The sequence below is a fragment of the Allopontixanthobacter sediminis genome, assembly GCF_009828115.1.
Lineage (GTDB): Bacteria > Pseudomonadota > Alphaproteobacteria > Sphingomonadales > Sphingomonadaceae > Allopontixanthobacter > Allopontixanthobacter sediminis.
The window spans coordinates 599996-607801 of record NZ_WTYL01000003.1 but is presented as its reverse complement, the minus strand read 5'-3'; the positions used below and the strand labels follow the sequence as shown (position 1 = coordinate 607801).

Annotated in this window: 9 protein-coding genes and 1 tRNA gene; 6 read left to right on the top strand and 4 right to left on the bottom strand. The window is 62.9% G+C overall.

The annotated features are described in order from the left end of the window. The coding region (locus tag GRI65_RS13725; RefSeq protein WP_160757099.1) for a hypothetical protein at window positions 1-216 on the bottom strand (216 nt) is incomplete at its 3' end. A 183-nt stretch (window positions 217-399) separates the two neighbouring features. Here GRI65_RS13725 and aroQ point away from each other — a divergent pair. The 3 genes from aroQ to accC all read left to right on the top strand — a co-directional run bounded on the left by aroQ (window position 400) and on the right by accC (window position 2779). Further along, window positions 400-834 (top strand): type II 3-dehydroquinate dehydratase, encoded by a 435-nt coding sequence (aroQ, locus tag GRI65_RS13720; RefSeq protein WP_160757098.1) that lies wholly within the window; start codon window positions 400-402, stop codon window positions 832-834. Between the two features lie 141 nt (window positions 835-975). Beyond that, the gene (accB, locus tag GRI65_RS13715; protein ID WP_160757097.1) at window positions 976-1419 is read left to right on the top strand and encodes an acetyl-CoA carboxylase biotin carboxyl carrier protein; all 444 of its coding nucleotides are present in this window, start codon (window positions 976-978) and stop codon (window positions 1417-1419) included. Between the two features lie 10 nt (window positions 1420-1429). Further along, a complete protein-coding gene (gene accC / locus GRI65_RS13710) occupies window positions 1430-2779 on the top strand; it encodes an acetyl-CoA carboxylase biotin carboxylase subunit (protein WP_160757096.1) in 1350 nt (449 codons plus the stop codon). A 15-nt stretch (window positions 2780-2794) separates the two neighbouring features. Here accC and GRI65_RS13705 read toward each other — a convergent pair whose 3' ends face one another. The 3 genes from GRI65_RS13705 to GRI65_RS13695 all read right to left on the bottom strand — a co-directional run bounded on the left by GRI65_RS13705 (window position 2795) and on the right by GRI65_RS13695 (window position 4553). Next, window positions 2795-3187, bottom strand: a complete 393-nt coding sequence (locus GRI65_RS13705) for a hypothetical protein (protein ID WP_160757095.1) — start codon at window positions 3185-3187, stop codon at window positions 2795-2797. A gap of 70 nt (window positions 3188-3257) precedes the next feature. Next, on the bottom strand, window positions 3258-4028 hold the full coding sequence (locus tag GRI65_RS13700) for an alpha/beta fold hydrolase (RefSeq protein WP_160757094.1): 771 nt from the start codon (window positions 4026-4028) through the stop codon (window positions 3258-3260). Between the two features lie 60 nt (window positions 4029-4088). After that, window positions 4089-4553: an Lrp/AsnC family transcriptional regulator gene (locus GRI65_RS13695; protein WP_160757093.1), complete on the bottom strand. Its 465-nt coding sequence runs from the start codon at window positions 4551-4553 to the stop codon at window positions 4089-4091. Between the two features lie 172 nt (window positions 4554-4725). Here GRI65_RS13695 and GRI65_RS13690 point away from each other — a divergent pair, with 172 nt between their 5' ends. The 3 genes from GRI65_RS13690 (at window position 4726) to GRI65_RS13680 (ending at window position 7788) form a co-directional block, all read left to right on the top strand. Continuing rightward, window positions 4726-6558 (top strand): sensor histidine kinase, encoded by a 1833-nt coding sequence (locus GRI65_RS13690; RefSeq protein ID WP_160757092.1) that lies wholly within the window; start codon window positions 4726-4728, stop codon window positions 6556-6558. A 62-nt stretch (window positions 6559-6620) separates the two neighbouring features. Then, complete coding sequence (locus tag GRI65_RS13685) at window positions 6621-7619, top strand: polysaccharide deacetylase family protein (RefSeq protein ID WP_160757091.1); 999 nt, start codon at window positions 6621-6623, stop codon at window positions 7617-7619. Between the two features lie 95 nt (window positions 7620-7714). Further along, window positions 7715-7788: transfer RNA gene (locus GRI65_RS13680), tRNA-Ile, on the top strand. Window positions 7789-7806 lie beyond the last annotated feature (18 nt).

Sequence of the window (7806 nt, the reverse complement as noted above, 5' to 3'; positions counted from 1 at the left end):
CAGACCAGCTACGCCCGGGCACACCCCCACTTCGTACCGCGCCAGGTTACCATTAGTCGCGTTGGCTATTGCGCGAACGGATTGCGTCGCATCGGGCAGCGTCGCGCGCGTTCCCTCGACGGTTATTTCCGGTATCTTTTCCTGGCCATGAAGCACAGCGGGAATGGATGACGCAGCAGCGACGAGGACGATTTTCGTCAGGATGTCCTTCGCCATTTGCGACCGTTCCCTCGAAGCATTGCGAAAAGCATCATATCAAGGAAAAGATTTCTTTACAAACAATAGCCTGGCGCACGGGGCCTTCCGATGCACCAGCGCCCGGTCAACTCGCCAAGCTCACGTACCTGCGCCAAGATTTCGGCGCTATGCCCCGCCCGCTTTGCGCGCTATTCGGGGCGTATGACTGATACCATCTACGTCCTCAACGGTCCCAACCTCAATTTGCTCGGCATGCGGGAGCCGGAGATATACGGCTCCGACACGCTCGATGATATTGCCGGGATGCTGGAGGACCGCGCGCGAGAACTGGGCGTGGAGGTGGACGTCCGCCAGACCAACCATGAGGGGCACCTGGTCGACTGGCTGCACGAAGCGCAGGCGGAAGGCGCGAAGGCGGTCCTGCTCAACGCCGGGGCCTACACCCACACCTCGATCGCGCTGCTCGATGCGATACGCGCGGTGCGCACCCCGGTGATCGAAGTGCACTTGTCCGACCCCAAGACCCGCGAGCCGTTCCGGCATCTTTCCTATGTCGGAATGGCGGCGGTGCAGACCGTCGAGGGATTGGGCGCGCGCAGCTATATCGTGGCGCTGGAAGCGGCCGCGAAATTGTAACATCAGGGGCGGTTCCGGCGGTCCAAACTTCGCCGCAGCCCCTTGCCAGTGGCGCGCCAGCATCGCATAGGCAGGCGCTTAAATCCTAACAAGAGGCATTTCATGGCCGAAAACAAAGCTGCCGCAGGTCGCAATGCTGGCATGAACATTGATACCGATCTGGTCCGCGAACTCGCCGACATGCTTGGCGAAACCGGGTTGACCGAAATTGAAGTGGAAGATGGCGAGCGCAAGATCCGCGTCGCCCGCGGTGTGCTGGCCGCGCCGATGATGTCCGCCGCGCCGGTAACCGCCGCGCCCGCTGGCGGCACGCCTGCTGCTCCGGCACCGGTCGAGACTGCTCCGGATCATGCGGGCGCGCTCAAATCCCCGATGGTCGGCACCGTCTATCTCGCCGCCGATCCCAGCGCGCCCAACTTCGTGAAGGCTGGCGACAAGGTTGCCGTCGGCGATACCCTGCTGATCGTGGAAGCGATGAAGGTGATGAACCCGATCACTTCCGACCGCGAGGGAACGGTGGTGGAAGTGCTGGTCGACAACGCGCAGCCGGTCGAATTCGACCAGCCGCTGGTTCTGATCGCGTAAGGCGAACACCATGGGAATCAGCCGGATATTAATCGCCAACCGCGGCGAAATCGCCTTGCGCATCCACCGTGCCGCGCATGAAATGGGCATCGAGACGGTCGCGGTGCATTCCACCGCCGACGCCGACGCCATGCATGTGCGGCTGGCCGACCATGCGGTATGCATCGGCCCGCCGCCCGCCAGCGAGAGCTATCTCAACATGGCGGCGATCATCTCCGCCGCCGAAATTTCCCACGCCGATGCGATCCACCCCGGCTACGGCTTCATGTCGGAAAACGCGAAATTCGCCGAGATCGTCGAAGCGCACGACATCAAGTGGATCGGCCCCAAGCCGGAACATATCCGCACGATGGGTGACAAGGTCGAGGCCAAGCGGACCGCGGGCGCGCTCGGCATTCCGCTGGTCCCCGGCTCTGACGGCGCGATCGAAGACGTTGCGGAAGCGGCGAAGATCGCGGAAGAAATCGGCTATCCGGTGATTATCAAGGCAGCCTCGGGCGGCGGCGGCCGCGGCATGAAGGTGTGCACCGGCCCGCACGAGCTTGAGACACTGATGAAGCAGGCGGGCAGCGAGGCGAAGGCCGCGTTCGGCGACGCCACCGTCTATCTCGAGAAATACCTCGGCAACCCGCGGCATATCGAATTCCAGGTGTTCGGCGACGGCGGAGGCAACGCGATCCATCTGGGCGAGCGCGACTGTTCGCTCCAGCGCCGCCATCAGAAAGTCCTCGAGGAAGCGCCCTCCCCGGTCATTTCCAAAGAGGACCGCAACCGGATGGGCGAAACCTGTTCGAAGGCGATGGCGGGAATGGGTTACCGCGGCGCGGGCACGATCGAGTTCCTGTGGGAAAACGGCGAGTTCTATTTCATCGAAATGAACACCCGCCTGCAAGTCGAACATCCGGTAACCGAAATGATTACCGGCGTTGACCTGGTGCGCGAACAGATTCGCATCGCCGACGGCAAGCCCCTGTCGATCAGGCAGGAAGACATCGAGTTCAAGGGCCACGCCATCGAATGCCGGATCAACGCGGAAGACCCGTTCACCTTCGCACCGTCACCCGGCCTGGTCACCGCCTATCACGCGGCGGGCGGGATGCATGTGCGGGTCGATAGCGGGCTGTACGCGGGCTATAAGATTCCCCCCTACTACGACAGCATGATCGCCAAGCTTATCGTCTATGGCCGCAATCGCGAAGGCTGCATCATGCGCCTGCGCCGGGCACTGGAGGAAATGGTCGTCGACGGGGTCAAGACGTCGATCCCGCTGCATCAGGAATTGCTGCGGCAGGACGACGTGCTGAACGGCGATTACAGCATCAAATGGCTGGAAGAATGGCTGGAGACGCGGGAGGGTTAACCCCCCGCCGAAGGTTCACTGGATCGGCGGGGTGAAATCCTCGCTGCGCAGCGTGATGATATACGCCGCCAGCACATCGCCGTCTTCCTCGGCCACTTCGAAGTTCATGGTCTCGGGATAATTGTGCGAATCGCGCAGATATTCCGACAGCGTCTCCCGCGTCAGCCCTGCGGAATTGGCAATCATCGCGAAGGTCGGCGACATCGGGTTGGGCGAAATCTCGCCCGCCTTGATCGCATGACACCCGGAACACAGCGCTTCCGACAGCACGAACCCCGCCTTGGCCTGGCCGGTGAGAACTGTTGGCGCCGGCGTAACCGCCGCAGCCGGTGCTGGCGGCCCCGATGACACCGACTGGCAAGCGGCGAGCGAGAATGCGGCGAACGCGATGGCTGATATGCGGTGCATGATCACATAGTGCAGCGTTTCGCGGGTGACGGCAATCGCGCAGTGCAATTACGGGCCAGGCCGATCCCTATCAGCAGGTCCGAAAAAACTCCCCAAGTGACGAATAATGCGATCGCCCCTCCAAAATCTGCAAGCTGTCGCAACACGGCAGGCGTTCTGCCAAATCCACCGCCATTGCCACCGGCGACCAGTTATCGTCACTGCCGTGGATTAGCGAGACGGGGGCCATCACGCGGTCGAGTTCGAACTGCCAGTCTTGGGTATACAGCGATATTTCCCGGCGATAGGCGGGCAATCCGACACCCAGACCTTGCCGCAATATCCTTGCCATTCGTGCCTTGAACTCGGGGTCCCTGGCCAACTCCGCGTCCGCGCCCTGAGCCGCCGCGAACAGCGCCGAGTATAGGTGGCCGGGAAAAAGCCTCGCCATGAGGCCCTGCCCGCGGCCCAAAAGGCCAAACAGCAGTGGGCTAGCGCGCGCAATTCTAAATACCGGCGCACCTGCCATCGAACCGAGGTAGTTGCCAAGATCGAGCGGCGCGGCAGCCGAGACGAGATCGATGTGTTGGACCTGTACGCCCAGAAATGGCGCAGTCCGCAAAGCGGCGGCCGCGCCGAGCGAGAAGCCGATGAAACGCAGCGGCGTACTGGGGAAAAATCTTCGAATGTCTGCAGCGATCTGTTCGAAGTGTTCGGTGGCCGAACCCGCAGAGTGCGTGTTCGCACGTTCGGCGACATGGAATCCGGCGCATCGGGCCGCTGCCTCGCGTCCGAAAAGCTCGGTTTCTGCACCACTTCCGGGAAGTCCGTGGAAATAGATAATCTGCTCTGCGCCGGTCATGCGGGGCGAGCGGCAAGCTTTTTCAAGATAGGGATAACCACGACCGGGCCGCCCAATCCATTATCCGAGCGGCACACCCGGTTCGTGTTTCGCGGTGCGGATGGTCAGCGATGTCTTCACGCTGGCCACGTTAGGTGCCGGCGTAAGTTTGCTGGTCAGGAATTCCTGGAAACTCTGCAAGTCGCGGCTGACGATCTTGAGAATGAAGTCGATCTCGCCGTTGAGCATGTGGCACTCGCGCACTTCGGGCAACTGCGCCATGTGTTCCTCGAATTCGCGGAGCGCGCTTTCGGCCTGGCTTTTCAAACTGACCATCGCGAACACGGTGATCGCAAACCCCAGTTGCGAGGCATCGAGGTCGGCATGGTACCCACGAATGACACCTTCTTCTTCCAGCGCGCGGACCCGGCGGAGGCATGGCGGCGCAGTCAGACCGACGCGGTGCGCCAATTCGACATTGGTCACGCGCCCCTCGTTCTGCAATTCGGCAAGCAACTTGCGATCGATTTGGTCAAGATTGGCCAAGGCTTGCTCCCCCTATAGCGCGACAGACGAATAATGCCGCGATCCGGTAATGAAAGCCACGTTATGTTCGGCGTGTGGCTAACTTTATTGTTCCTGCCAGCAATTGTCCCGCTTTGCAACGCACTCGCCACAGCCATGTTCGTACGCTTCGAAACTGATAGGGAAACAATAGTTGTCGATTGCGCGCACCCGGGTCTGGCGAAAGCCGCCCGCGCCGGTCAACACGCGTTTCGTTCTGGCCGACCACCCATCCGGAGACACCATGCTGTTCGACGACCGCCTTGCCACCGTGCTGCGCCACCGCGCGACGGGCGAGCGCGCCGCGCGGACGCAGTTCAGGCAGTTGCTCGATCTTCTCGGCAGCCGGTCCTCCGCAAGCACCTCCGAAGAGCCGCAGCGCCGCCGCGAACAGCAATTGCTCGCCTCGGCATGGCTGCGGCTGGGCGCGCTGGGTGAAATGTTGCCAACCAACGCTCGTGCCGCAATGATCCGCGATCCCGGCCTGCGGTTCCGCAATCCCGAATTGGCGTTGCACCTGGCGGAAGACGAACCCGAAGTGGCGGTGGCCGCCCTCGCCCGCGCCGAGTTGTCGGACGAGGATTGGCAGGAGCTGATCCCGCGGCTGCCGGTCCGCGCGCGCGGCTTCCTTCGTCTGCGCCGCGATATGCCCCCGAGTACCGCACGGCTGCTGGAACGTCTGGGAATCCACGACCGCGGCCTACCCCTGCCGGGCGAACCGGCTGCGCAGGCCGGCAAGAATGTCGCCGAACCGGTCTTCAGCCCCGGTCTGCCCGCCAACGATTTCAAGGATGAAATCGCCGGAGTCTCCGCCGCGGGGGCCAAGGACAGCGAAATCGGCGAACTGGTCAAGCGGATCGAAGCGTTCCGCGCCGCTCGCCAGAACGGCCGCGCCCTTGAACAATCCCCGGGCGGGTCCTCCGAAAATTCTAGGGACCAGGCTATGGGTGACCTGGGGCGCGACCTGCCCCGCCTGTCCGGTTTTGCCTTCACCAGTGATGCCGAAGGACGGATCGACTGGGCCGAAGCTTCCGTCGCTCCAGCGATGGTCGGCAAACGTCTCGGCGACGAGGGGATCACCCCGATTGCCTTTGCCCGGCATCAGCCCCTGCGCGATTATGCCATTATCCTGGAAGGCGCCCCGCTGATCGCCGGACGGTGGATTGTCGACGCGGCGCCGCGCTTCACAGTCCCGGGCGGGCGGTTCTACGGTTATGCCGGAAAATTCCGGCGGCCCGCCATCGTCAAATCGGAAACGCCTGCCGGCTCTGGTGCGGGCAAGGATAGCGAGGCGGACCGGCTGCGCCAATTGCTGCACGAACTGCGCACGCCGGTGAACGCGATCCAGGGCTTTTCGGAGATAATCCAGCAGCAATTGTTCGGCCCTACTCCGCACGAATACCGCGCGCTGGCTGCATCGATTGCCGGCGACAGCGCCCGTATCCTGGCCGGGTTCGAGGAACTGGACCGGCTCGCCCGGCTGGAAACCGGTGAGCTCGAACTCGAGGAAGGCAGCGCCGACCTGCGCGCCATCGTTCATCGCACCTGTGCCCAGTTGCAGGACGTCCTGCGGCCGCGGACCTCGAGTTTCGACCTCGCCGCGGACAGCCGCCCATGCCGGATCGCCATGTCCGAAGGCGAATGCGAAGCGCTCGGCTGGCGGCTGCTGGCGACGCTCGCCAGCGCCATCGGGGCGGGCGAGCTGGTCCACGTCACCCTCGACCGTGACGGGCTCATGGCAAAACTGTCATGCGAACTGCCCGTCAGCCTCGGCGAATCGGACGATATCTTTGCCGCCAGCACGCGGCCCAGCAGCGGTTCGCTCAGTGCGGGGGTGTTCGGCGCCGGGTTCGCCCTTAGGCTGGTTCGCGCCGAGGCCCGCGCGGCGGGCGGCGACCTAGTGAGAGCGGACAACTGGATCACGCTCCGGCTACCGCTAAGCAGCCGGGCAGCGGACAATTCGGCAGACACGGCGGAAACTGCCTGACACCCTCGCAATAGCGGCCCGGGGCATGTATAAGGCCGCTATTATGAGGGGGCATTACGAACTTGCAGCGGTCAGTTTCCGATCCCCCAAGGCCTGAAGGTATCGCCCGCTTTCGTGCGGGTTGGGGACAGCGCAGCCTGCTGACCGTCGATACCGAAGAGGAATTCGACTGGGACGCGCCCTTTTCGCCCAGCGAACACAGTTTGGACCACATCGGGCGGCTCGCGAAATTCCAGCAGTTCTGCGAAGGCATCGGTGTCTCGCCGGTCTACCTGATCGACTGGCCGGTCGCCGCATCGCCCCTGGCGGCGGAGATCCTCGGCGATGCAGTGAAATCCGGCAAGGCCGAGATCGGCATCCAGCTTCATCCCTGGGTCAATCCCCCGCACGAGGAAGAGGTGAACGCCTACAACAGTTATGCCGGGAACCTGCCGCTTGCACTCGAGCGCGAAAAATTCATGCGCCTCAAGGACAAGATCGAGGAAAACTTCCATGTCGAACCGATGATCTATCGCGCGGGCCGCTACGGTCTCGGGCCCAATAGCGTGGCGATGCTGCGCGAGGCCGGGATCGCGATCGACTCCTCCGTGCGGACTAAATTCGACTACCGCCCGGGCCACGGGCCGGATTACCGCGCGACACCGCTCGTGCCCTACTGGCTGGACGAACCGCAAGGCGTGCTCGAACTGCCCCTCACTTCCGTCTTCTGGGGTATCATGCGTAGGCAGGGCGACCTGCTCCAGCCGCTGGTCGACCGCTACCCCCATCTTGGCGGCATCCTGTCCAAGCTCTCCCTGCTGGAGCGAATTTCCCTGACTCCTGAAGGAATTTCGGTAGAGGAGGCGCTGCGCGGTATCGACATCGCTCTGGATGACGGCTTGCCCATACTGGTGTTGTCCTTCCACAGCCCGTCGCTGGTTCCGGGAAACACGCCTTATGTCCGCACGGAGGAGGATCTCGACCGGTTCTACGACTGGTGGAGGACGATTTACAGCTATCTCGATAAACGCGGTACGGCGCCCACCAGCGTGGCCGAAATCATCAGATCGGTGGAAATCTGACACCTTTTTTCGGTTTGCGTCCATTAAGCGGTATCTTGGTGCTTGCCACCTGCCCCAAGCCAAGCTAGGCGCGGCACCGCTGAACGAGATCCTGAGGGCCTGTAGCTCAGTTGGTTAGAGCTGGCCGCTCATAACGGCTAGGTCGGGGGTTCGAGTCCCTCCGGGCCCACCGGATGCCAACTCAGGA